The organism is Burkholderia sp. Leaf177 (genome assembly GCF_001424345.1).
GTDB lineage: Bacteria > Pseudomonadota > Gammaproteobacteria > Burkholderiales > Burkholderiaceae > Caballeronia.
Map to the genome: position 1 here is coordinate 358,382 of NZ_LMPF01000023.1, position 21,456 is coordinate 379,837.

Consider the following 21,456-nt stretch of genomic DNA (forward strand, 5'->3'; position numbering starts at 1 on the left):
AGCGGTCAATGAGCGCTAAGGAGTTCGATTACATCATCGTGGGCGCGGGTTCGGCGGGTAATGTGCTGGCGTCGCGTCTCACAGAAGATGCCGACGTGACCGTCCTGCTGCTGGAAGCGGGCGGTCCTGATTACCGCTTCGATTTTCGTACGCAAATGCCGGCGGCGCTGGCCTATCCGCTACAAGGCCGCCGATACAACTGGGCCTACGAAACCGATCCCGAACCGCACATGAACAATCGTCGCATGGAATGCGGACGCGGCAAGGGACTGGGTGGATCGTCGTTGATCAACGGCATGTGTTATATCCGCGGCAACGCGCTCGACTACGACGGCTGGGCCGAACGAAAAGGCCTTGAAAACTGGACCTATTCGAATTGCCTGCCGTATTTCCGCAAGGCCGAGACGCGCGATGCCGGACCCAATCCATACCACGGCGGCGATGGTCCGGTCCACGTGACGACATCGAAGCCCGGCAACAATCCCCTGTTCGCCGCAATGGTCGATGCCGGCGTGCAAGCCGGATATCCGCGCACCGACGACCTCAACGGCTACAGCCAGGAAGGCTTCGGTCCAATGGACAGAACAGTTACGCCGCAAGGACGCAGATCGAGCACTGCGAGAGGTTATCTCGACCGCGCGAAAGGCCGGCCGAATCTCACTATCGTCACGCACGCCGTGACAGACCGCGTGCTGTTCTCGGGCAAACGAGCCATTGGCGTAGCGTATCTTCATGGCGGCGAACGCGTGAGCGCGCATGTGCGCCGCGAAGTGCTTGTATGCAGCGGCGCAATTGCATCGCCCCAGTTGCTGCAGCGCTCGGGCGTTGCTCGCTCGACATGGTTGCGTGAACTCGATGTCCCATTGGTCCACGACCTGCCAGGCGTGGGCGAGAATCTTCAGGATCATTTGGAGATGTACATGCAGTACGAATGCCTCGAACCTGTATCGCTGTATCCTGCGTTGCAGTGGTGGAACCAGCCGCAGATCGGCATGGAATGGATGTTCAAGGGCACCGGCATTGGTGCAAGCAATCAGTTCGAGGCAGGCGGTTTTATCCGCACGCGCGACGACGATCTCTGGCCCAACATTCAGTACCATTTCCTCCCGGTCGCAATCAACTACAACGGATCGAATCCCATCAAGATGCATGGTTTCCAGGCGCATGTCGGGTCGATGCGCTCACCAAGCCGAGGGCGTGTGAAATTGAAATCGCGCGATCCGAATGCGCATCCAAGCATCCTGTTCAACTACATGTCGGACCCGCTCGACTGGCGTGAATTCCGCGATGCAATCCGCATCACGCGCGAGATCATGCATCAGCCGGCACTGAAGAAATATCGTGGACGCGAGCTCCATCCCGGCGCTGACCTGAAGACCGACGATCAGCTCGATGCTTTCGTGAGGCAGCGCGCGGAAACTGCTTACCATCCGTCGTGTTCGTGCAAGATGGGTTACGACGACATGGCCGTGGTCGATACCGAAGGCCGCGTCCATGGAATTGAATCGTTGCGTGTGGTCGATGCGTCAATCATGCCGCAAATAGTGACTGGCAATCTGAACGCGCCGACCATCATGCTCGCGGAAAAGATCGCCGATGCAATTCGCGGTCATGCGCCTCTGGCGCGTGTGGACACGCCATATTTCGTCGCGCGTGGAGCGAAGGCGCGGCAGATGGAAACGGTCGCGGACGACTAGCGCCCAAGCCGTGTCCGAGCTGCTTCGGCCAAACGCGCGATGGTCTCCGTGCTCAAGCGCTCGGCGATCTTTTGCACGTAATTGTGATGCCGCGCGCAAAGCGGTGCGTCGAGATATTGCGCGTGCAGGTATCGGATCAAGGCAATGCGCCGGTGCCCAAGCGCAATACTGCGATCAAGCAGCGCGAGCGCCGCATGCGCGTCGTGTTGCTCGCAGGCAAGTTGCGAAAGCCCGGCGGTTTCAACGCGCGTGGAAGACATTGTTGTTTTAGCGTAATGCCGCCGCGTGCGACCCGGACGATACACACCACGCGTCGAAGTCAGCGCGATGCCAGTCAAGCTCGACCCCGACACGTCGCGTGCCTTCGCGGATCTTCGGCTTGTACAAAAGCAGCGTCAACGCATCGAGCGCGGGCCATTCCGTGAAGGACAACGCCGCGACTTCGAGCGCAAGGGTTTCAAGCAAGCGCGTGTGCGGCTTGCTTTCCAGATACGCCGAGACCCGCGCGCACCATCCTTCATAATCGATCAAACCGTCCGTATTCCCTTCAACCGGAACGCCACGATAATGAAGGCTTGCGTCGATACCTACTGGTTGCGGCGCAAGATACTCACGATCGTATAACCCGATGCGCGTGTGCACGACCAACTCATCGACCACGATGCGCCAGCCGCGTCCGGCAGGACTGATTGGTTCGTAGAGTTTCACGACATCAGCGGCTCTGCCGCGTCGAGCATGATCTTCACGAAATAGTCCGCGAAGCTGCGGCGGATCACCAAGTCGAAGCTGTCCGCTCCGGTCGGAATGATCGTCACCGATGCCTTGAAATAATGGCTTTGCGCGCATTGGCCTAAACCAAACAAACGCGGATGCAAATCGAGCGGACAACCGCGAGCGAGGACATCGCGGGTACGTGGACCGCTGATTTCGAGCACGGTGTAGCCGCTGCCGATATCGACGGCAGCCGCATACAAGCCTTTTATTGCATTGCGCAGTTTTGCTTCCATTGGCGCGGCTTGCGTGGCCGAGTGCGATGCAACCGAGCGCACGAGCCATTCGTCGGGACCCAGCCACAACACATCGTAGCCGTTTCCCGTCGCCGTGGTATTCGCCTTCTCGGGCGGTTTGCAGCCAAGCACGTTTTCAACCGCGGCGACAAACGCGGCGTCGCGCAGGTCACCCCGCAAATTCACGAGTTCAAGGAAAGGCCGCTCGACCAGACGAAACGCCTTCGACGTTGCCGCCTGATGTTTCTTCAGCAAATTGTCGGCCCCTACCAGCGGAGACTCCTGCCACACACCCTGCCCGATTGCGCGATCCACGACCGTCTGGTTACTGCCGTTTTCATTCCACATGTTGACGTGCTCCTTCGCTGTCGTAGAACACCGAGCTGGTGATTTTTGCGGGCATCTGCTTGCCGCCGGCGAGCGGGATCATCACCGATTCGCCGATCTTGTCGAGACCGCCCTTGATGACCGCCATCGCGATCGAGCGCTTTAAAATAGGGCTGAAATAGCTCGATGTGACATGACCGAGCATCGGCGCCGTCTCGCCGCTGAACGGACCCGCGACAATCTGCGAGCCTTCCGGAATGACGAACGACCCGTCTTCGGCGAGCAATCCGACAAGCTGCTTGCGTCCCGCTTTGGCCGTATCCGAGCGCGTCAGCGACCGCTTGCCAAGGAAGTCCTTCGACTTCGCGACAAGACCGCCCATTCCGAGGTCGTAGGGTGTCATGGAACCGTCCGTATCCTGACCCACGATGATGTAGCCCTTCTCCGCACGCAACACGTGCATGGTTTCGGTGCCGTAAGGCGTGATGTCGAACTCGGCGCCGGCCGCCATCAAGGCTTCCCACACTGCACGGCCTACGTTCGCGGGCACGTTGACTTCGTAGGCGAGTTCGCCGGAAAAGCTGATGCGCATGACGCGCGACGCCGCGCCAGCAACGGTCCCTTCCCGATAGCTCATGAATGGAAACGCAGCGTTCGCAAAGTCGATATCGCGGCAGACCTTCTGCAAGACCTTGCGGCTGTTCGGGCCTACTACGGCGAACGTCGCCCAGTGATCCGTGACCGATGCCAAACGCACGCGCATGTCGGGCCACTCGGTTTGCAGCCAGCGTTCCAGCCACGTCAAGACACGCGCCGCGCCGCCGGTCGTGGTGGTCATCATGTAATGCTGATCGGCGAGGCGAACGGTCACACCATCGTCGAAAATCATGCCGTTTTCGTCGAGCATCAAACCGTAACGGCACTTGCCGACTTCCAGCTTGCTCCACGGGTTCGTATAAACCCAGTTGAGCAGCTTGGCTGCATCGGGACCTTGAATATCGATCTTGCCGAGCGTCGATGCATCCAGAATGCCCACGCTCGTGCGCGTGGCAAGCGACTCGCGCGCGACCGCCGCGTGCATGTCTTCACCCGGACGCGGGTAGTACCACGGCCGTTTCCAGTTGCCGACGTCCTCGAACGCGGCGCCGTTTTCAACGTGCCATTCGTGCACCGCGGTCTTGCGAACCGGATCGAGAAACTCGCCCAGTTCGCGTCCGGCAAACGTGCCGAACGTCACCGGCGTGTAGTTCGGGCGGAACGTCGTCGTGCCCGTTTCAGGGATGGTCTTGTTCAACGCCTGCGCAAGGATCGCCATGCCGTTGATGTTGCCGAGCTTGCCTTGATCGGTGCCGAAGCCCATTGCCGTGTAGCGCTTTACGTGCTCGACCGACTCGAAGCCTTCGCGTGCTGCGAGGAAAATATCGGCGGCGGATACATCGTTTTGATAATCGATAAATTGCTTAGGACCCCGTGTTGCCAACTCGCGGCCACCGACGAGCCACAAAGGCGTCAACGGCGCTTCGCTGATCTCCGCGACTTGCAAAGGCGTGGGACGAGCGACGATCAAGCCAATAGCGCGCGCTGCATCAACGCCGGCGTCAACGGCAAAGCGAATCGAACGGGCAAGCGTGAATTCACCCGCGCAACCGCCCACGCTGCTCTCGGCCTGCATGGCCTTGCCCGGTACGAAACACAATTTTTCATCGTGCCAGTGCGCTTTGCCACCGGACTGCGCGAACAAATGCAGGATCGGGCTCCAGCCGCCGGACATGGCGAGCAGATCGCAGGACAGATCCGTCTGCTTCACGCCCACGGTGCCGCTGGAATAAGCGCTGATCTCGACCGATGCCACCCGCAGCTTGCCGTGCGCAGCGGTGACGACCGAGCCATTCAGCACCTTCACGCCATAGCGTTTTGCCTGAGCTTGCAACGCGCCTTTTTCATCGGCGAGACGCGGGTCGACGACCGTGACTTGTGCGCCCGCTGCCTTGAGATCGAGCGCGCATTGATAACCACTGTCGTTGTTCGTGAACACGACCGCGTTGCGTCCGGGCAGCACGGCGTATCGATGCAAATACGAAGACACCGCCGACGCCAGCATCACGCCCGGAAGATCGTTATTGCCGAAAACGATGGGACGTTCCTGCGCGCCGGTCGCGAGAATCACGCGCTTGGCGCGGATTTTCCAAAGCAGTTCGCGCGTGCCCTTCCTCATCGATACCGGCAGATGTTCGGTCAGACGTTGCGTGACGGTGACGAGGTTATGGTCCTGATAACCGAACGCCGTGCTGCGGCACAGGATCTTCACGTCCGCCATCTTGCGCAGTTCGGCCTCGATCTTTTGCACCCATTTCAAGCCCGGCGCGCCATCGATTTCCGCACGGCACGAGAGCAGTGATCCGCCGAGTTCAGGCTGGTCGTCGACCAGAATCACGCGAGCGCCCGACAATGCCGCCGCGTGCGCCGCGGCAAGACCCGACGGCCCCGCGCCGATCACCAGCACGTCGCAATGCGCGAAGCATTTGTCGTATCGATCGGCATCGACCTGTTCCGGCGCCTTGCCGAGACCGGCTGCATCGCGGATCACTTCTTCGTACTTCGGCCAGAACTTGCGCGGCCACATGAAGGTCTTGTAGTAAAAACCCGCCGGGATGAAACGCGCGATCTTCTGGTTCACGGCCATGCGATCGTTTTCAATGCTCGGCTTCGCGTTCACACTCGTCGCGACCAGCCCCTGATACAACTCGATCTCGGTAGCGCGTGCATTCGGCACGGTGTACGCGCCGGTTTCGAGCTGAACAACCGCATTCGGTTCGGCCACGTCAGCAGTCACAATGCCGCGCGGCCGATGATACTTCCAGCTGCGCGCCACAAAGTGCACGCCGTTGGCGAGCAGCGCGGACGCAAGCGTGTCGCCCTGATGACCCTGATACGTCTTGCCATTGAACGTGAACGTGAGCGAGATTGCGCGGTTGATGCGCCCGCCCGTGGCGAGTCGGTCTTTCTGGCTCATTTCGTTTGTCCTTCTTCTTTCGATTCCATCACGGCGAGCGGCCGCGCGAACGTGTCGTAACCCTGGAACGCGTAGCTCACGGTATCGCGCTGCGCCATGAACCAGCGGCGGCATCCTTGTGCATGCATCCATTGCTCACGATGCACACCGCGTGGATTCTTTCGCATGAACAGGTAGTCGCCCCATTCTTTGTCGGTGAGCTTTTCGGTGTCGAGCGGGCGCGCAATGTCTGCTTCGCCGCCGCAGGAGAATTCGGTTTCGGCACGCGGTCCGCACCAGGGGCATTCGATCAGCAACATGTCTTTTATCTCCGGGCAGATTAGTGGGCGACAGCGGCGGCGCCGTGCTCGTCGATGAGATGACCGGTATAAAAACGGTCGATGGAAAACGGTGCGTTCAACGGATGCGGCTCGTCTTTGGCAATCGTGTGGGCATACGCCCAACCGGAACCCGGCGTCGCCTTGAAGCCACCCGTACCCCATCCGCAATTGAAATACAGGCCTTTGACGTCGGTCTTGCTGATGATCGGGCACGCATCCGGCGATACATCCACAATCCCGCCCCACTGCCGGTTCATGCGCACCCGCGAGAACACAGGGAACATTTCGACGATCGCCTCGAGCGTCCCTTCAATGATGTGAAAACTGCCGCGCTGACCGAAGCCCGTGTACTGATCCACGCCCGCACCGATCACCAGGTCGCCCTTGTCGGACTGGCTGATGTACGCGTGCACCGCGTTCGACATCACTACCGTGTTGACCACGGGTTTGATCGGCTCGGACACGAGCGCCTGGAGCGGATGGCTTTCGAGCGGCAAGCGGATGCCGGCCATATCGGCGAGCGTTGAAGTGTTGCCTGCCGCGACCACCGCGACTTTTTTCGCCTTGATAAAACCCTTGGTCGTATCCACGCCCACGACCTGACTGCCGTTGCGCCGAATGCCCGTGACCTGGCAGTTCTGCACGATATCCACGCCGGCCTGATCCGCGCCGCGCGCATAACCCCACGCAACGGCGTCGTGCCGCGCAACCCCGCCGCGACGCTGGATGGACGCGCCGAGCACGGGGTATCGGCTATTCAGGTTGATGGTCGGCTCGATCTGCTTGATCTGCTCGGGCGTCAAAAATTCGGCATCGACACCATTCAGGCGGTTTGCATTGACACGACGTTCAGTATCCCGAACATCCTGCAGTGTATGCGCGAGGTTCATCACGCCGCGCTGGCTGAACATCACGTTGTAGTTCAGGTCTTGCGAAAGGCCTTCCCAAAGCTGCATTGCTTTTTCGTAGAGCGCCGCCGATTCGTCCCACAGATAATTCGATCGCACGATGGTCGTGTTGCGCGCCGTATTCCCGCCGCCAATCCAGCCTTTCTCGAGCACCGCGATGTTGCGCACGCCATGCTCTTTCGCGAGGTAATAAGCCGTGGCAAGACCATGCCCGCCGCCGCCGACGATCACCACGTCGTACTCCTGCTTCGGCTCCGGACTCTTCCACTGGCGTTCCCAGTTCTCGTGGTACGACATGCCGTTGCGCAGCAGGCTGAATATCGAATAGCGGCTCATGGTGTTTCCTTGAACTTGTTAGTATCGCAAACTACTTTGTTACTCTATGAATCAGCATTCGATGACGTTCACGGCCAGTCCGCCGCGCGACGTTTCCTTGTATTTCGTCTTCATGTCAGCGCCGGTTTCGCGCATGGTCTTGATGACGTTATCGAGCGACACGTAGTGCGTGCCGTCGCCTTTCATCGCCATGCGCGCGGCGTTGAGCGCCTTGATCGCACCCATTGCATTGCGTTCAATACACGGAATCTGCACGAGCCCGCCGACCGGATCGCAAGTCATGCCGAGGTTGTGTTCCATGCCGATTTCCGCGGCGTTTTCCACTTGCGTCGGCGTGCCGCCCATCACTGCGGCAAGCGCGGCGGCGGCCATTGAACACGCCACGCCCACTTCGCCCTGACAACCGACTTCGGCGCCCGAGATGGATGCCGTTTCCTTGTAGATGATCCCGATTGCCGCAGCCGTCAGCAAGAACGTGACGATGCCTTCATCGGTCGCGTTGTGCATGAACTTCACGTAGTAATGCAGCACGGCGGGGATTACGCCTGCCGCGCCGTTCGTAGGCGCTGTGACCACGCGCCCGCCGGCGGCGTTCTCCTCGTTCACGGCCATGGCGTACAGGTTGACCCAGTCGAGCATGGAGAGCGGATCACGCAGCGATTCCTCCGAGCGGTTGCGCAATTGCGCCGAGAGTTCGGCCGCGCGGCGCTTGACGTGCATCGGTCCCGGCAGCTCGCCGCGAACCTTGCAACCGCGCTCGACGCACGCCGCCATCACGCGCCAGATGGCGAGCAAGCCTTCGCGCACTTCGCTTTCCGGACGCGATGCACATTCGTTCAGCATGGTCACTTGCGCAATCGATAAACCCGTTTCCCGGCACACGCGCATCAGGTCGTCACCGGTGCGAAACGGATGCGGAACTTCGCCGCCGGATTGCACGCCGTTCACGCGCGTTCCCTCGCGATTGATCACGAAACCGCCGCCAACCGAGTAGTACTCTTTTTCAACCACGAGCTGGCCGTTTTCATCGAAGGCCTGGAAGCGCATGCCGTTCGGATGCACGACGCTCGATCCCGGCGCGCCCGGCATCAGCTTGCGAAAAAAACCGAGATGCTCGCGTTCATCGAATTTCACTTCGTGCTTGCCGAGCAGCATCAGCGTCTTGCACTCGCGGATTGCGCGCAGACGCGGTTCAATTGCATCCGGATCGATCGAGTCGGGAAGATAACCTTCGAGTCCGAGCAGCACGGCTTTGTCGGTGCCATGACCTTTGCCCGTTGCGCCGAGCGACCCGAACAAATCCACGCGGACGCGGCGCACGAACGCCAGCAAATTCGCATCTTCAATGTGCGATGCAAACCTGCACGCCGCGATCATCGGGCCGACCGTGTGTGAACTCGACGGACCAATGCCGATCTTGAACAGATCGAAAACGCTGACGTTCATGGCTTGCCTTGTGAGTGGAATGCGAGGGAATCACCAGGTAGCCATTGCACCGCACGCCGATTTCCTCCGATAGAACAAAAACGGCATGCATGTGGGACGGCGGCGTCAGCGCAAGAAGTCAGTTTGATGACGCGGCGCGAGCGGGCGTTTTAGCGATATTCGACGTCGGAAACTGGCAAGTGAAACGTCATTTGCGATGGTGGTGGCACGTCGCATGCTGAATGACGATTGAGCAAGCCAGTGAGCGTCCGCTTGTTCGGTATCAAACGATCCATGGACGTCTCCCGCCTTACAGAAAGGAATCCAGGCATGAAGCACTTTTCAATGGCATGCGCGATCGGCGCCGTACTCTGCGTTTCCAGCACGGCATTCGCCCAAAACAATCCGCCGAGTTCCGCCACCGGCTTACAGGCAGGTGACAACGCCCAGACGACGAATCAGTCGGCTGGAACGGGCACGACGGGAATGACCCACCACAAGACGATGAAGCACAAGAGCTCGACGTCGATGGGCAAGAGCAACACGCCCGGCCTTGGTACCGCAACCCCGAGTGGCCCGGCAGCACCGGTCACGGCAAGCGGTTCAGGCTCGTAAGACTGTGGCTGAAGGGAGCGTTGCATGGCGTTCCTTTCGCCATGCAATTGCAGAGTTCAAGGCATCAACCCGGCTTGATGAAGGCTAACCGCAAGTTTGTCGTCGGCAGCAATACAACACTTTGGCAGCATGCGTTATAGACCATTTCGGGTTGAAGAAACGCTGCGCTACACTGTGTTGGCGTTTTGCAATGCGCCTAGTAAACCCTCGTCAAACTCTCGCCATCAGGTTCGCCTCATGAACAATCTTCTGAAGAAATTCCTTGCCGTTTTGATCGTTGCAGCAGTTGCGGCTCCGGCTGTTTCTTATGCAAAACCGCATCATCATCACAAGTTTCCTAAAGCCAAGCACGTGACGCATACGGCTCATTGAGTTACCGGCGATGGTTTATTAACCTCAAGCCGGAGCAGTTCGCCGGCTAGCGGTTATAAATGAACGGCTTGCTCCTTACCGGGCAAGCCGTTTTCTTTTCTACAGCCTGGAATTTCAATGCCTTTAATGTCAGTGATATCCTGACCTATATTACTGCGTCGCTTTTCTTTATCCGCATTCCCCCGATTTTGGCTGCACATCCACGGCAAGCGCATGAATCCCGCTGACCTTCTTCCCGCTCAATCGCCCGATACGGCGTCCAAACAGCGCATCCGCTTTGGCATTGTCCTGTTGCCGAATTTCACGCTTACGGCATTTTCCGGCTTTGTCGATTTACTGCGTCTTTCCGCCGACGAAGGGGATTTCAGCAAACCGGTAAGGTGCTCGTGGAGTGTGATTGGCGAGACGCTCGCGCCCGTGCGCGCGAGTTGCGGCATTCAGATCACGCCATGGGAAACCTTCGATCGCGCCGAGCCATTTGATTACGTCGTGGTGGTGGGCGGTTTGCTGCATTCCGGCGCGGGCGCAAGCGACGCCACGCTGCAATTCATCCGGCGCGCCGCCACCACGGACGCTACCCTCGTCGGCATTTGCACGGGCGTGTTTTCGTTGATGCGCGCGAGCGTGCTCGATGGTTATCGGATCTGCGTCAGCTGGTTTCACTACTGGGATTTCGTGGAGCGATTTCCCGGCGTGAACGAGGACATGCTCGTAGCGGATCGTTTGTTCGTGATGGATCACCGGCGGATTACATGTTCGGGCGGACGAGCATCCATCGACGTTGCAGCCGCCATCTTGCTCCGCCATTTCGAGGCGGCGACGGTGCAGAAAGCGCTGCGTATTTTGCTAGTCGATGACATGCAAAAAGGCAACTCGCCTCAACCGCATCCGCCGGGCCTTGCACCCGCCACGCATCCCAAGGTGAAGCGGGCGATCCTGCTGATGGAGCAGCACGTAGGGCGTTCCCTGACGCTCGATGAGCTTGCGCACAAGCTGGATTTATCGACGCGGCAGTTGGAGAGATTGTTCAAAGCCGAGACGGGAAAAGCACCGCAAGCCTACGCGAAGCAAGTCAGGTTGCGCACGGCCGCGTGGCTTTTGACCAGTTCCGATAAAACCGTCGCGGACATTGCATCGAGTTGCGGATTTTCCGATGCTTCGCATCTTGGGCGCGAGTTCAGGAAGCAGTTCGGGCTGGCGCCAATGATGTATCGCGAGCAGCGTGGCACGGCCGCGCCGGAAGATGCGACGCTCGAACTAGCCGCGGATTTCGATGAAACATTTCCAGGACGCGCGCGGGCTATCTAAAGCCGCTCGAACGCGCGCGGCCGGAGATTACTGCGCTACGTATGTTTTGACCGCGGCCAGGCCGTCCTTGCCATCGAACGTCTTGACGCCGGCCAGCCATTTATCGAGCACGGCCGGATTCGCCTTCAACCAATCCTTCGCGGCCTTGTTCGGATCGGTCTTGTTCATGATCGGCGTCATGACGTGATTTTCGATGTCCGTCGAGAACTTCAGGTTATCGACCAGATGCGCCACGTTCGGGCATCGCGCGGCGTAATCCGGCGGCGTTACAGTCAGCACTTTTGCTTCGCCGTAGTTCGCGCCGAACACGTCGTCGCCACCGCTCAGGTAATCGATCTTCATCGATACATTCATTGGATGCGGTTCCCAGCCCAGAAACACAATCCACTTCTTCTCGCGAATCGCGCGGCCCACTTCAACCAGCATGCCGGCTTCGCTCGACTCGACCATCTTAAACTTGCCGAGCCCATACTGGTTCGAGTCGATCATCTTCTTGATCAGCGCATTGCCGTCGTTACCCGGCTCGATGCCGTAGATCTTGCCGTCGAGCTTGTCGTAGTTCTTGGCAATATCCGCGAACGACTTCAGCCCTCTTTGGTACGCATAATCGGGAACGGCCAGCGTATATTTCGCGCCGGTCAGGTTGGGCGTGGGCAAGACCTTGATCTGACTCGCCTTCGTGAACGGCTGAACGATCGGGTCCATCGTCGGCGACCAATAGCCGAGAAACACATCGATCTGCTTGTTCTTGATACCGGCAAATGTGATCGGCACGGAGGCAATCGTTTTCGTGGGTTTGTAACCAAGACCCTGCAGCACGGTTGTCGCCAGGCCCGTCGTAGCGGCAATATCGGTCCAGCCGACATCGGCGAAACGAACGTTCTGGCACGCTGCCGCATCAGCCGCATACGCGCCGCTGGACAGCGTGACATTCAACAAAACCGCCAGCGCACACGACGACGCTATTCCGTGAAGTTTCATATTTTCTCCATGTTGTGGAAACTGCAGACATGACAATGCCGCGCTCGACCTCGCGCGTCACGATTGAAACGGCCAATCAAGCTGATTGCCTGCGCTCGACGCTCGGCGCGTGGCCGAACTGCGCGCGATACGCCTTGCTGAAATGACAAGGCGAATGAAAACCGCAAATGGCGGTGACGCGCGAGATGGATGCATCGCTGTTGCGCAATAATTCACGCGCACGCCTGAGGCGCAGCGTCAGGTAATAATGCGTCGGCGATACGCTCAGGAACATCTTGAACATGCGCTGTAAGTGCCGCTGCGAAAGCTTCACGAGCCGCGCGAGTTCTTCGAGTGAAAGCGGCTCTTCAATATTCGCTTCCATTAGCCGGACGACTTCAATCAATTCGGCGCGTGAAAATCCGACGCGTGCATCCACGGGTATGTGCTGATGATCGGTCGTGCCGCGAATGCGTTCCACGATGAACTGCTCGGACACCTGCGCCGCGTGCGCCTGTCCAAGCCGCATGCCGACCAGGTTCAGCATCAGGTCGAGTGGCGCGGTGCCGCCCGTGCATGTCACGCGATCCCGGTCGATGACGAAGATTTCATCGGCGAAACGCACGTGGGGATAGCTCTTGTGCAGCGGCGACATGTCTTCCCAATGCACGGTGCACCGGTAGCCATCCAGCAAATTCGCCGCGAGCAGCGCGTAAGCGCCCGTGCAAATACCGCCGAGCGGTTTGCCTTGCTGCGCAACGTGTTGCAGCAGCGCGATCACCTTGTCGTCCACGTAATCGCGCACATGCCAGCCCGCGCACACGATCAGCACGTCGGGCATGCCTGCTTCGGCGAGCGTCTTCGTAGGCTTGACCGTGATGCCGTTGCTGGCGCGCGCCGGTTCGCCGTCAGGCGTGATGACCGACCACGTGTAGTGCTCCGCGCGGCCAACATAGTTCGCCATCCGTAATACTTCGATAGCGCTCGTGAACGCGATCATCGAAAAATTCGGCAGCGTCAAAAACCCGAAGTGCGACAGCTTCGATAACGGCGAGTCAGGCGGCTGACTCGCTGGATAAATCCGGTCCGGCACCATCGCGTCGCGCTTCATCGGGGTTTTATCCTTGGCTGATTTGACCGCGTGCCTTCATTTGAAACCTCAACCTTGTTGCGCAGCCGGCGCACGCCGCACGCGCATGACGCTGCGAATGCCCGAGAGCAACGGTGCGCGCGCCATGCCAGGCGAACGGCCGAAGCTTTCCGTGATACGGTCCAGGATGATCGCGAGCAACACCACCGACAAGCCGCTCTCGAATCCCAAGCCGATATCCAGCCGCTGGATACTGGCGAGCACGTCGTTGCCGAGACCGCCGGCGCCGACCATCGAAGCGATGATCACCATCGACAACGCCATCATGATGGTCTGGTTCACGCCGGTCATGATGGACGGCAGCGCGTTCGGAAATTGCACCTTGTAAAGCAGTTGCCACGGTGTGCATCCGAACGCCTGACCCGCTTCCACGATCTCGCGGTTCACGTGCTTGATCCCAAGCGATGTAAGACGCACGGCGGGCGGCATCGCGAAGATCACCGTCGACAAGATGCCGGGAACGCGTCCAAGACCGAACAGCATGGCCGCCGGAATGAGGTAGACGAACGCGGGCATGGTCTGCATCAGGTCGAGCACGGGACGCACGATAGTCTCGATAGTCCTGCTCTTCGCCGTCCAGATCCCGAGCGGAATGCCGAGCAGCAAGCTGATCAGCGTGGAAGAAAGCGTGAGGCCGAGCGTGATCACCATCTGATCCCAGAAGCCGGTCGCGTAGATCAACAGGAGCGACAACAACACGAACAACGCAAATCGCCAGCCAACCCGCCACAAGCCGATGCCGACAAAAATCGCCATCATCAGCCACATTGGAATGGCCTGAAGGCCGTGTTCGACCAGCGCCGCGAAGCTCTCGATAACCCGGCCGATGGCATCGAAGGTTTTTGCGTCGTGGTCCAGCAAATATTTGACGCCGTGATCGACCCAACTGCCGAGCGGGATAATTTCAGACATGGGAGCCTCTATGTCGAGTCAGAGCCTTGAGGACGTTCGTCTTGTTGACCGAACCACAATACGATCCGTCCGCGTCCACCACCGGCAGCGGCGCGCGGCTCGCGACCACGCGGCTGACGACGATGTCGAGCGGCGTGGTGCGTTGAATGCATTCAATCAGGTTGATTTCCGGCGATGCCTGTCCCACCGAATCGCGGCACACAAAACCGCGGATCTTGCGCTCCTGGTCCATCACGAACGCATAGTCGGCGCTGCCGTTGAGCGCTTGCGAGACACTCGATGCGTCGATTTGCGAGCCGTGTTTCATCAACGGAACGGCGTCGGTTTGCATGAGATCGCCGGCGGTCAGGTAACGGCTTGTATCGATACCTTCAAAAAACGCCTGCACATAAGCGTCGGCGGGATTCGAGATGATTTCCTGCGGCGTGCCGATTTGCACCACGCGGCCGCCTTCCATGATCGCGATGCGCGTGCCGATGCGCAGCGCCTCTTCAAGATCGTGCGAGACGAACATGATCGTGCGTTGCTGTTCGCGCTGCAGGTCGAGCAGCACGTTCTGCATTTCCTTGCGCTTGAGCGGATCGAGCGCGGAAAACGCCTCGTCCATGATCATCAGCGACGGGTTCACGGCCAGCGCTCGCGCGAGCCCGACTCGCTGCTGCATCCCGCCCGACAATTGCGCCGGCAGTTTCTGCGCGAACGGCGCGAGACCTACTTGTTCGAGCACGGCCATCGCGCGTTTTTCGCGTTCCTTCCGCCCAACGCCCGCCACTTCCAGCCCAAACGCCGCATTCGATAAAACCGTGCGTTGCGGCATCAGCGCAAACGACTGGAACACCATGCTCATGTCCTTGCGCCTAAGCGATGTCAGTTCCGAGCGCGGGACGGAGGCCACGTCGCGTCCATCGATCAGGACCTTGCCCACGGTGGGTTCGACCAGCCGGTTGATCAACCGGATAAGCGTTGATTTGCCGGAGCCCGACAAACCCATCAGCACGAAGATCTCGCCCTCGCGCACGTCGAAAGACACGTTGTGGACGCCGACAATCTGGCCGGTCTTGGCAAACACTTCTTCTTTCGTTGCGCCGCCCGCAAGCATGTCGATCGCCTGCTTCGGGCTCGTGCCAAAGACCTTGCAGAGGTTTTCGACCACGACCTTTTCGGATTTCATCGAACGCTCTCCTGGTTGGCGGACGTGCGTCCGCGCTCTCTATACATAGTTGCCAGAAAAAAGTGCGGGTTGCCGACTATTTCCGACGCTCACATGTGGAAATACGACACCCTGATTTGCTTTTTCTAGCAGATGGAAAGACGGAGCCTTGCGTGGCAAGGGTTTGCGAGCAGTTACTTGGGATTTTTGGCGGTTTTTGGCATGTCGCGCCAGAGCAAGTGCCAAGCGTTTTTATTCGATTTCGCGATGCACGCGACGTGTTTCTAGCGCCCGTTCATCGTTTTAGAGCACTGCGGACGGCTTCTTCGGTAAATGCGAACGGTTGTCCGGAGTCAAGATTCCTGCCGCGCCGCCGTTAACCATTCATCTTCCCTACATGCCTTTCAGAAATCAACTATGTCGAAATTCAGCCTCCGCCGTGCAAGTGTCGGCGCGAAGTTCGCTGTTCTAGCGTGTGTTTTGGCGGCCGTGGTCGTGGCCGGTTTTACCATCGCGGTGACGCATTCCGCCGGGCAGGAGATCGACGCCCAGGCGCTCGCCCGCATGGACGACGACAACCGTGCGATCGGCACGATGATCCATCTCTACGATAAATCCGTCAGCGCCGAAGTCGAACGCGCCATGACGCTGTTCGCAAGTTTCCTGCCGGCGGATTTCGCGCTCGATGAAACGCAGAAAGTCGATATCGGCGGAATGGCGACGCCGACGTTCAAGGCCGGCGACAAGCCGATGAACCTCGATTTCTCGATTCCCGACCAGTTTCTCGAACGCAGCGGCGCGATCGCGACGGTGTTCGCGCGCACCGGCGACGACTTCGTGCGCGTGACGACATCGCTGAAAAAGCAGGACGGCGAACGGGCGATCGGCACATTGCTCGACCGCAAAAGTCCTGCGTATGCGCTGATGCTCGGGGGCAAACGGTTTATCGGCATGGCGTCGCTGTTCGGCAAGCAGTACATCACCGAGTACAAACCTGTCGCGGATGCATCGGGCCGCGTGATTGGCGCGTTGTTCGTAGGCGTGGACATCAGCGCGGAAATCGCCACACTGCAGCAGAACATCCGCGATCTGAAAGTGGGTGAAAACGGCTACTTTTTTGTGATCGACGCATCGAACGGGCCGAACCGCGGCAAGCTTCTGGTTCATCCGGGCCTGAGCGATTCGAACGGCACAGCGGCCGCGGCCATTCAATCCGCCGATGAACGCATTGCACCGTTCAAGCAAATACTCGACGCCAAGCAGGGCAGCCTTTCCTTCGATGCCCCTGCCACGTCCGAGATCACGAACCCGCAAGTGCATGGCGGCGCGAAGGAAATCGTGTTTCGTTCCGTGCCCGAGTGGCAATGGGTGATCGGCGGAATTGCGTATCGAGATGAACTGCTCGCCGATATGCGCGCCATGCGTTTTCGCTTTCTGGCGCTAGGTTTGCTCGTGATCGCGGGCTTTGTCGCCGTGCTGCTTTTTGCGGTGCGCAAGCTCGTGACGCAACCGTTGGAAGCCGTCACGCACGCATCCGAGCAGATTGCGGCGGGCGACTTGAGCGTGCGTCTTTCGACCACGCGTGCAGACGATGTCGGCCGGCTGATGACAGCAATCGATGGAATTGCGACAGGACTCGCGCGCATCGTCACGCAGGTGCGAAGTGCATCGGCGGATATGTCCGATGGCACCGGCCGGATCGCGGCAGGCAGCAGCGACATTTCGCAACGCATCGCGACGCAAGCCAGCAGCCTCGAAGAAACGGCCGCAAGCATGGAACAGATCACGTCGACCGTGCAACAGAACGCCGCCAACACGGCGCAGGCGGATCAACTGGTGGCATCGGCATCCGATGCTGCCCGCGCCGGCGGCGAAGCGGTGAGCCGCGTTGTCACCACGATGAGCGAAATCGATGCATCCGCGCGCAAGATCTCGGACATCACTTCGGTGATCGAAGGAATCGCGTTCCAGACGAACATCCTCGCTTTGAACGCCGCCGTGGAAGCCGCGCGCGCGGGCGAGCACGGTAAGGGCTTTGCCGTTGTGGCCTCCGAAGTGCGAGGCCTCGCGCAACGCAGCGCCGCCGCGGTCAAGGAAATCGAGGCGCTGATCGCGGAATCGGTTGGCCGTGTTGCCACGGGGTTCCGGATTGCCGAAGAAGCGCGCGGCACGATGACTGGAATCGTGGAACGTGTGGCGCGGGTGAACGCGATCATCGGCGAAATCAGCGTGGCGTCGCGCGAGCAGTCGACCGGCATAGAACAAGTGAATCTCGCGGTTGCGCAGATCGGCGAAGCAACCCAGCAAAACGCGGCGCTGGTTGGCGAGGCGGAGCAATCCACCGCGGAATTGCTCGAACAGGCCGAGCAACTCAGCCGCGCGGTGAGCGTGTTCCGGCTTTAGGCAAGCGCCGGTCGACCGTTACGAACCCGGCCGGATCATCTCGAACATTTCGCCGATGCCCGCGTAATCCCCTCGATACCCCGCACGCATGATCGGCTGAGCGGCGGCGGTATCGAAGATGCCGTCCTTCAGGAATTCACGGCGAATATGAACGCCGACGACCTGTCCAAGCGCGAGCCAGTTGTTCATTGGCGTGCCGTCGAGCGCCTTCAGCCGGATGATTTGCAGCAACTTGCATTCGAGCGCAGCCGGAGACTCGGCCACGTGAGGCACGGCGACATTCACGCCTGGCGCCTTGGTCAACCCGGAAAGTTCGAACTCATCGGTTTCATGAGGAACGGGCGCCGATGTCTTGTTCATCTGCTCGGCGAGCGGTTTGCTCGACAGATTCCACACGAATTCGCCGGTCTCCTCGATGTTCCTGATGCTGTCCTTGTACCCCTCGCTCGAGAATCCGATGATGTAGGGAAACGTCGCGAACGCGCCAAAGAAGCTGTACGGCGCGAGATTCACGCGACCGTTGGTATCGCGACTCGAGATCCAGCCGATAACCCGCGGTGCGACGATTGCCTTGAATGGATCGTGGCGAAGCTGATGGCCTTCGTCGGGATGATAGAAATGCGTGCCGGAGTTGCTGCTGCTCTCACTCATGGTTCTTCCTGGTCTTCTTTGCGGTGTGGTGAATCAGGCGCTTGCGCCCAGCCTTCACGCGCGCATGGTGCGCGTCGTTCCAGTCGTAAAAGCCCTGCCCGCTGCGCACGCCCACGTGACCTTTTTGCACGCGCTCGCGCATCAGCTGCAGGACGTCTTCATCTTTTGCAAGCTCGGGCATGAGATGCAGGCCGATGTCGAGCAGCGTATCGAGTCCGCCCAGATCGGCGCTTTCCAGCGGCCCGACCACGCCGTATCGGCGGCCGAGCGACGCTTTCATGACCGCATCGACAACTTCCGGCGTCGCCGCACCCGACCTCACAATAGCCAGTGCTTCGCGCAAGACTGCAAACTGCAGCCGGTTGCCGACAAAGCCTGGAATTGCCTTTGTCAGCACAACCGGTTCCATACCGATGGCCGTCATCAAATCCGCCGTGCGGCGCGTGACTTCAGGATCGGTCTCGGTGCCCGGCACGACTTCAACGAGTGGAATGGTATGCGGAGGATTCCAGAAGTGCGCGATCACAAAACGTGCTTTGTTCCGCAGCACTTGCGCCAGGAGATCGGGCGGAAAACCGCTGGTATTGCTGGCAAAAATGGCGTCGTCACGCAGAAGCGGCTCGAGCGCACGATACGTCCGGTTCTTCAGTTCGAGCACTTCGGGAATCGCTTCCACGATAAACCCCGCCGTCGCCACGCGTTCCAGCTTTTCGGTGGTTTCAATGCGCCCAAGCACGCCGGCTTTATCGTCCGCATGGAACACGCCGGCGTCGATCAATTCGTCGAGAACCGCTTCTGCTTTTGCATGCACCGACGTCAGCCGCGCGGCATCGATGTCATGAACGATGGTCGCATATCCGTGAAGCGCTGCTTGTGTTGCAATGCCGACGCCCATCAGGCCGCTGCCCACCACGCCAATAGTGATCTGATTCAAGTTCTCTCCGCTATTTTCCGAGCTGATCGCAGGTTTAATTCACCCGCCCAAGCCAGCTAGGATAGCGCAGCAGCCTCGAATACGCGCCTCGGCCAAATGGGCTATGACGTGAACCTAAACGCCGGATTCATTGCGAAAAAAAACCGGCTGCCCCTTTTGGGCAACCGGTTCTGTCGTGCGTCTTTAGTCGGGCCTTAGCCGTAGCGATCAGCCGTGACGATGATCGTCGTGGCGATCGGCATGCGGCGGCGGCGCGTGATGCGGACCTGCATCGTGCGGATGATGGCGCATCCATTCGTCGCGCTGCCAATAACGGTGTCCATCCCAATAACGGTCGCCGTGCCAGCCCAGATTGATGACCACGGCCGTTTGCATCATGTGCGGTTCGCCGTAGCTTTGCTGGATTGCCGGTCCCTGAATCATGCCGTTATCGACTTGAGCGAATGCGGCCGTAGCCGTCATCAGCGCGCCGCCGGCCAGCATGGCGGCAATGATCGTGCGTGAGGTTTTCATGACTGTTCTCCCTTGTTCAGCTGGATCTTCTTTAAAGACGCGCGGTGAACTGGTGATGTGCTGTCAGTGCCGCGTCGTTGAGAACCACTTTAGCCACGCCGCAGATTGCACGACGTGAGCGCTTGTAAGTGTTCGTATCAATCGCGCGGACGATTGAATTCCTGTTCACGGCGTTGTAAACCATTGAATCGACTGATTTTTGTCGCAGTTTCGCAATGACGGTGCGGCAGGTTTTGTCGCGCGCCGTGTAAGCAACGAAAATATGAAACCACTCGCGGGGTTACGACACTTTACGAACGCGTTTCAGCCTTGCGCGGATTTATTGATTTGTAATGAACGAGCGTGCTTGATCGCGGTAGGCGAGCGCAAGTATCCAGGAGCGAAGGGAGACGCGCGTAAAAGCGCATTGAACAACGAGGATGGCAGATATTTGAAGACGATTGACCAAGCGACGATCGATCGGTAAAACAATTTAAGCTAGAAAAACTACATAATCCCACACTCGAGAAAACAGGCGGACCGCACTACGAAAAACAGATGTCAAGCCGCAAAACAAAAAACGATCTATTTCCCTATGCCATCCGCGCTGCTTCCACGACAGCTCACAGACGAATTCCGAAAACCGTGCCGCGTGCCTTACGAACGCGCTCTGCTTCGCGTTGACGGGCTTGGTACGAGTAGTCCGAGTCCATCGGAAGATGCGGCGATTCGAACAACGAGGCGATTTTTTGCAGCAGTGCGAAGAGGTAGCTCATGTCAGACTCCGGTGGGTTGGTTCAGGGTTATCCCTTAGTCATGATTATAGGGTTTTCACCGAGCGATTCCTAGCGCAACGCAACATTTTTCCCGTAGTTTTTCTACATCAATGCGTTTTCGCAACAGATATAGTTGGAGGCGGAGCGCGATGTCAGTAGGTGTTACCGGCTTTCGTCGCTTTTTTCATAAGGCAAAATTTGGGGTTGGACCAGAAAGTAGTCATGCGCGCCATGTCAGAACTTGGCGCGCGGCTCATCGAACAAGAGATCAAGCGTTGGTGACGCATTCTCGGCGGTGCTCTCGTTAGGTAAGACACACGCGCCGGCATCGTCCGAAACAGCAGCGCGCCGCGACGTCGACCGCAAAACCGAAGCCGATACCGCAGACACCGCCGCCATGAACACATCGGGTAGCTCGAAGCCCGGCAACGTGGCCTGCCGAATGTCCGTGTTCAATGCCTGGAGCGTGGCCCGCTCGGCATCTTCGGCGAAAAGATCGAGCGTCGGCGCGCCGTATGGGCCAGTACACGGAACGCGATCCGGCGCCGAACCGCGCTGCGTCTGCCGCGCGGGGCGAGGCAAACTGACGGCAGGGTCATCGGCTAAAGGAGCGAGGTCGTTCAAACGGGCGGGATTTACAGCGGAATCGGGCATAAGTCGAGAATGAACAACAACACGCCAGTGAAGCAAGCGGCTAATA

General features: G+C 59.2%; 22 protein-coding genes. 6 read left to right on the top strand and 16 right to left on the bottom strand.

From position 1 onward, the window contains the following. Nucleotides 1–8: 8 nt before the first annotated feature. Nucleotides 9–1,697: a choline dehydrogenase gene (gene betA / locus ASG35_RS22640; RefSeq protein WP_056362975.1), complete on the top strand. Its 1,689-nt coding sequence runs from the start codon at nt 9–11 to the stop codon at nt 1,695–1,697. Here the strand turns inward: betA and ASG35_RS22645 are convergent. From ASG35_RS22645 to ASG35_RS22675, 7 genes are read right to left on the bottom strand one after another with little or no spacing between them, the layout of a single operon-like run. Beyond that, nucleotides 1,694–1,957: a hypothetical protein gene (locus ASG35_RS22645; RefSeq protein ID WP_056362978.1), complete on the bottom strand. Its 264-nt coding sequence runs from the start codon at nt 1,955–1,957 to the stop codon at nt 1,694–1,696. The genes betA and ASG35_RS22645 overlap by 4 nt on opposite strands. A gap of 7 nt (nt 1,958–1,964) precedes the next feature. Next, the gene (locus tag ASG35_RS22650; RefSeq protein ID WP_056362982.1) at nt 1,965–2,405 is read right to left on the bottom strand and encodes a dihydroneopterin aldolase; all 441 of its coding nucleotides are present in this window, start codon (nt 2,403–2,405) and stop codon (nt 1,965–1,967) included. After that, nucleotides 2,402–3,052, bottom strand: a complete 651-nt coding sequence (locus tag ASG35_RS32295; RefSeq protein WP_056362985.1) for a sarcosine oxidase subunit gamma — start codon at nt 3,050–3,052, stop codon at nt 2,402–2,404. The genes ASG35_RS22650 and ASG35_RS32295 overlap by 4 nt, the downstream gene beginning before the upstream one ends. Next, nucleotides 3,042–6,044: a sarcosine oxidase subunit alpha family protein gene (locus ASG35_RS22660; protein WP_056362987.1), complete on the bottom strand. Its 3,003-nt coding sequence runs from the start codon at nt 6,042–6,044 to the stop codon at nt 3,042–3,044. The genes ASG35_RS32295 and ASG35_RS22660 overlap by 11 nt, the downstream gene beginning before the upstream one ends. Beyond that, a complete protein-coding gene (locus tag ASG35_RS22665; RefSeq protein ID WP_056362990.1) occupies nt 6,041–6,343 on the bottom strand; it encodes a sarcosine oxidase subunit delta in 303 nt (100 codons plus the stop codon). Before ASG35_RS22665 ends, ASG35_RS22660 begins: the two co-directional genes overlap by 4 nt. 20 nt (nt 6,344–6,363) lie before the next feature. Beyond that, nucleotides 6,364–7,608, bottom strand: coding sequence for a sarcosine oxidase subunit beta family protein (locus ASG35_RS22670; protein WP_056362992.1), 1,245 nt, complete (start codon nt 7,606–7,608; stop codon nt 6,364–6,366). Between the two features lie 51 nt (nt 7,609–7,659). After that, nucleotides 7,660–9,054 carry an L-serine ammonia-lyase gene (locus ASG35_RS22675; protein ID WP_056362995.1) on the bottom strand — a complete coding sequence of 465 codons (1,395 nt, stop codon included), beginning with the start codon at nt 9,052–9,054 and terminating at the stop codon, nt 7,660–7,662. A gap of 309 nt (nt 9,055–9,363) precedes the next feature. On the opposite strand from ASG35_RS22675, the gene ASG35_RS31055 reads away from it, so the two are divergent. The 4 genes from ASG35_RS31055 (at nt 9,364) to ASG35_RS22690 (ending at nt 11,328) form a co-directional block, all read left to right on the top strand. Next, nucleotides 9,364–9,648, top strand: a complete 285-nt coding sequence (locus ASG35_RS31055; protein ID WP_082508557.1) for a hypothetical protein — start codon at nt 9,364–9,366, stop codon at nt 9,646–9,648. Nucleotides 9,649–9,885: 237 nt separating this feature from the next. Then, nucleotides 9,886–10,020: a hypothetical protein gene (locus tag ASG35_RS32475; RefSeq protein ID WP_255580681.1), complete on the top strand. Its 135-nt coding sequence runs from the start codon at nt 9,886–9,888 to the stop codon at nt 10,018–10,020. A gap of 59 nt (nt 10,021–10,079) precedes the next feature. Then, nucleotides 10,080–10,247, top strand: coding sequence for a hypothetical protein (locus tag ASG35_RS31620; RefSeq protein WP_156393320.1), 168 nt, complete (start codon nt 10,080–10,082; stop codon nt 10,245–10,247). Beyond that, the gene (locus tag ASG35_RS22690) at nt 10,234–11,328 is read left to right on the top strand and encodes a GlxA family transcriptional regulator (RefSeq protein ID WP_056363004.1); all 1,095 of its coding nucleotides are present in this window, start codon (nt 10,234–10,236) and stop codon (nt 11,326–11,328) included. Before ASG35_RS31620 ends, ASG35_RS22690 begins: the two co-directional genes overlap by 14 nt. A gap of 27 nt (nt 11,329–11,355) precedes the next feature. Here ASG35_RS22690 and ASG35_RS22695 read toward each other — a convergent pair whose 3' ends face one another. From ASG35_RS22695 to ASG35_RS22710, 4 genes are all read right to left on the bottom strand, one after another. Beyond that, a complete protein-coding gene (locus tag ASG35_RS22695) occupies nt 11,356–12,309 on the bottom strand; it encodes a choline ABC transporter substrate-binding protein (protein WP_056363008.1) in 954 nt (317 codons plus the stop codon). A 76-nt stretch (nt 12,310–12,385) separates the two neighbouring features. After that, nucleotides 12,386–13,399: a GlxA family transcriptional regulator gene (locus ASG35_RS22700; protein ID WP_056363011.1), complete on the bottom strand. Its 1,014-nt coding sequence runs from the start codon at nt 13,397–13,399 to the stop codon at nt 12,386–12,388. 48 nt (nt 13,400–13,447) lie between these two features. Continuing rightward, nucleotides 13,448–14,350 (bottom strand): choline ABC transporter permease subunit, encoded by a 903-nt coding sequence (gene choW, locus ASG35_RS22705; protein WP_056363014.1) that lies wholly within the window; start codon nt 14,348–14,350, stop codon nt 13,448–13,450. Continuing rightward, entirely contained in the window at nt 14,343–15,521 is a 1,179-nt protein-coding gene (locus ASG35_RS22710) for a quaternary amine ABC transporter ATP-binding protein (RefSeq protein ID WP_056363017.1), read from the bottom strand. Before ASG35_RS22710 ends, choW begins: the two co-directional genes overlap by 8 nt. 396 nt (nt 15,522–15,917) lie before the next feature. Here ASG35_RS22710 and ASG35_RS22715 point away from each other — a divergent pair, with 396 nt between their 5' ends. Beyond that, nucleotides 15,918–17,903 (top strand): methyl-accepting chemotaxis protein, encoded by a 1,986-nt coding sequence (locus ASG35_RS22715; RefSeq protein ID WP_056363020.1) that lies wholly within the window; start codon nt 15,918–15,920, stop codon nt 17,901–17,903. An 18-nt stretch (nt 17,904–17,921) separates the two neighbouring features. On the opposite strand, the gene ASG35_RS22720 is transcribed toward ASG35_RS22715, so the two are convergent. The 5 genes from ASG35_RS22720 to ASG35_RS22740 form a co-directional block, all read right to left on the bottom strand. Continuing rightward, nucleotides 17,922–18,554 carry a flavin reductase family protein gene (locus ASG35_RS22720; RefSeq protein WP_056363024.1) on the bottom strand — a complete coding sequence of 211 codons (633 nt, stop codon included), beginning with the start codon at nt 18,552–18,554 and terminating at the stop codon, nt 17,922–17,924. Then, on the bottom strand, nt 18,547–19,488 hold the full coding sequence (locus ASG35_RS22725) for a 3-hydroxyacyl-CoA dehydrogenase family protein (RefSeq protein WP_056363027.1): 942 nt from the start codon (nt 19,486–19,488) through the stop codon (nt 18,547–18,549). The genes ASG35_RS22720 and ASG35_RS22725 overlap by 8 nt, the downstream gene beginning before the upstream one ends. A gap of 207 nt (nt 19,489–19,695) precedes the next feature. Then, nucleotides 19,696–20,001 (bottom strand): hypothetical protein, encoded by a 306-nt coding sequence (locus ASG35_RS22730; RefSeq protein WP_056363029.1) that lies wholly within the window; start codon nt 19,999–20,001, stop codon nt 19,696–19,698. Between the two features lie 602 nt (nt 20,002–20,603). Then, nucleotides 20,604–20,756, bottom strand: a complete 153-nt coding sequence (locus ASG35_RS31985; protein ID WP_200945775.1) for a hypothetical protein — start codon at nt 20,754–20,756, stop codon at nt 20,604–20,606. 234 nt (nt 20,757–20,990) lie between these two features. Beyond that, nucleotides 20,991–21,410 (bottom strand): hypothetical protein, encoded by a 420-nt coding sequence (locus ASG35_RS22740; RefSeq protein WP_156393321.1) that lies wholly within the window; start codon nt 21,408–21,410, stop codon nt 20,991–20,993. Nucleotides 21,411–21,456: the final 46 nt, after the last annotated feature.

What these genes read in the sequence shown, in the direction of transcription:
- betA (WP_056362975.1), top strand. Translation starts at nt 9, where the DNA reads ATGAGCGCTAAGGAGTTCGATTACATCATCGTGGGCGCGGGTTCGGCG.
- ASG35_RS22645 (WP_056362978.1), bottom strand. Translation starts at nt 1,957, where the DNA reads ATGTCTTCCACGCGCGTTGAAACCGCCGGGCTTTCGCAACTTGCCTGC.
- ASG35_RS32295 (WP_056362985.1), bottom strand. Translation starts at nt 3,052, where the DNA reads ATGTGGAATGAAAACGGCAGTAACCAGACGGTCGTGGATCGCGCAATC.
- ASG35_RS22660 (WP_056362987.1), bottom strand. Translation starts at nt 6,044, where the DNA reads ATGAGCCAGAAAGACCGACTCGCCACGGGCGGGCGCATCAACCGCGCA.
- ASG35_RS22665 (WP_056362990.1), bottom strand. Translation starts at nt 6,343, where the DNA reads ATGTTGCTGATCGAATGCCCCTGGTGCGGACCGCGTGCCGAAACCGAA.
- ASG35_RS22670 (WP_056362992.1), bottom strand. Translation starts at nt 7,608, where the DNA reads ATGAGCCGCTATTCGATATTCAGCCTGCTGCGCAACGGCATGTCGTAC.
- ASG35_RS22675 (WP_056362995.1), bottom strand. Translation starts at nt 9,054, where the DNA reads ATGAACGTCAGCGTTTTCGATCTGTTCAAGATCGGCATTGGTCCGTCG.
- ASG35_RS31055 (WP_082508557.1), top strand. Translation starts at nt 9,364, where the DNA reads ATGAAGCACTTTTCAATGGCATGCGCGATCGGCGCCGTACTCTGCGTT.
- ASG35_RS32475 (WP_255580681.1), top strand. Translation starts at nt 9,886, where the DNA reads ATGAACAATCTTCTGAAGAAATTCCTTGCCGTTTTGATCGTTGCAGCA.
- ASG35_RS31620 (WP_156393320.1), top strand. Translation starts at nt 10,080, where the DNA reads ATGAACGGCTTGCTCCTTACCGGGCAAGCCGTTTTCTTTTCTACAGCC.
- ASG35_RS22690 (WP_056363004.1), top strand. Translation starts at nt 10,234, where the DNA reads ATGAATCCCGCTGACCTTCTTCCCGCTCAATCGCCCGATACGGCGTCC.
- ASG35_RS22695 (WP_056363008.1), bottom strand. Translation starts at nt 12,309, where the DNA reads ATGAAACTTCACGGAATAGCGTCGTCGTGTGCGCTGGCGGTTTTGTTG.
- ASG35_RS22700 (WP_056363011.1), bottom strand. Translation starts at nt 13,399, where the DNA reads ATGAAGCGCGACGCGATGGTGCCGGACCGGATTTATCCAGCGAGTCAG.
- choW (WP_056363014.1), bottom strand. Translation starts at nt 14,350, where the DNA reads ATGTCTGAAATTATCCCGCTCGGCAGTTGGGTCGATCACGGCGTCAAA.
- ASG35_RS22710 (WP_056363017.1), bottom strand. Translation starts at nt 15,521, where the DNA reads ATGAAATCCGAAAAGGTCGTGGTCGAAAACCTCTGCAAGGTCTTTGGC.
- ASG35_RS22715 (WP_056363020.1), top strand. Translation starts at nt 15,918, where the DNA reads ATGTCGAAATTCAGCCTCCGCCGTGCAAGTGTCGGCGCGAAGTTCGCT.
- ASG35_RS22720 (WP_056363024.1), bottom strand. Translation starts at nt 18,554, where the DNA reads ATGAGTGAGAGCAGCAGCAACTCCGGCACGCATTTCTATCATCCCGAC.
- ASG35_RS22730 (WP_056363029.1), bottom strand. Translation starts at nt 20,001, where the DNA reads ATGAAAACCTCACGCACGATCATTGCCGCCATGCTGGCCGGCGGCGCG.
- ASG35_RS31985 (WP_200945775.1), bottom strand. Translation starts at nt 20,756, where the DNA reads ATGAGCTACCTCTTCGCACTGCTGCAAAAAATCGCCTCGTTGTTCGAA.
- ASG35_RS22740 (WP_156393321.1), bottom strand. Translation starts at nt 21,410, where the DNA reads ATGCCCGATTCCGCTGTAAATCCCGCCCGTTTGAACGACCTCGCTCCT.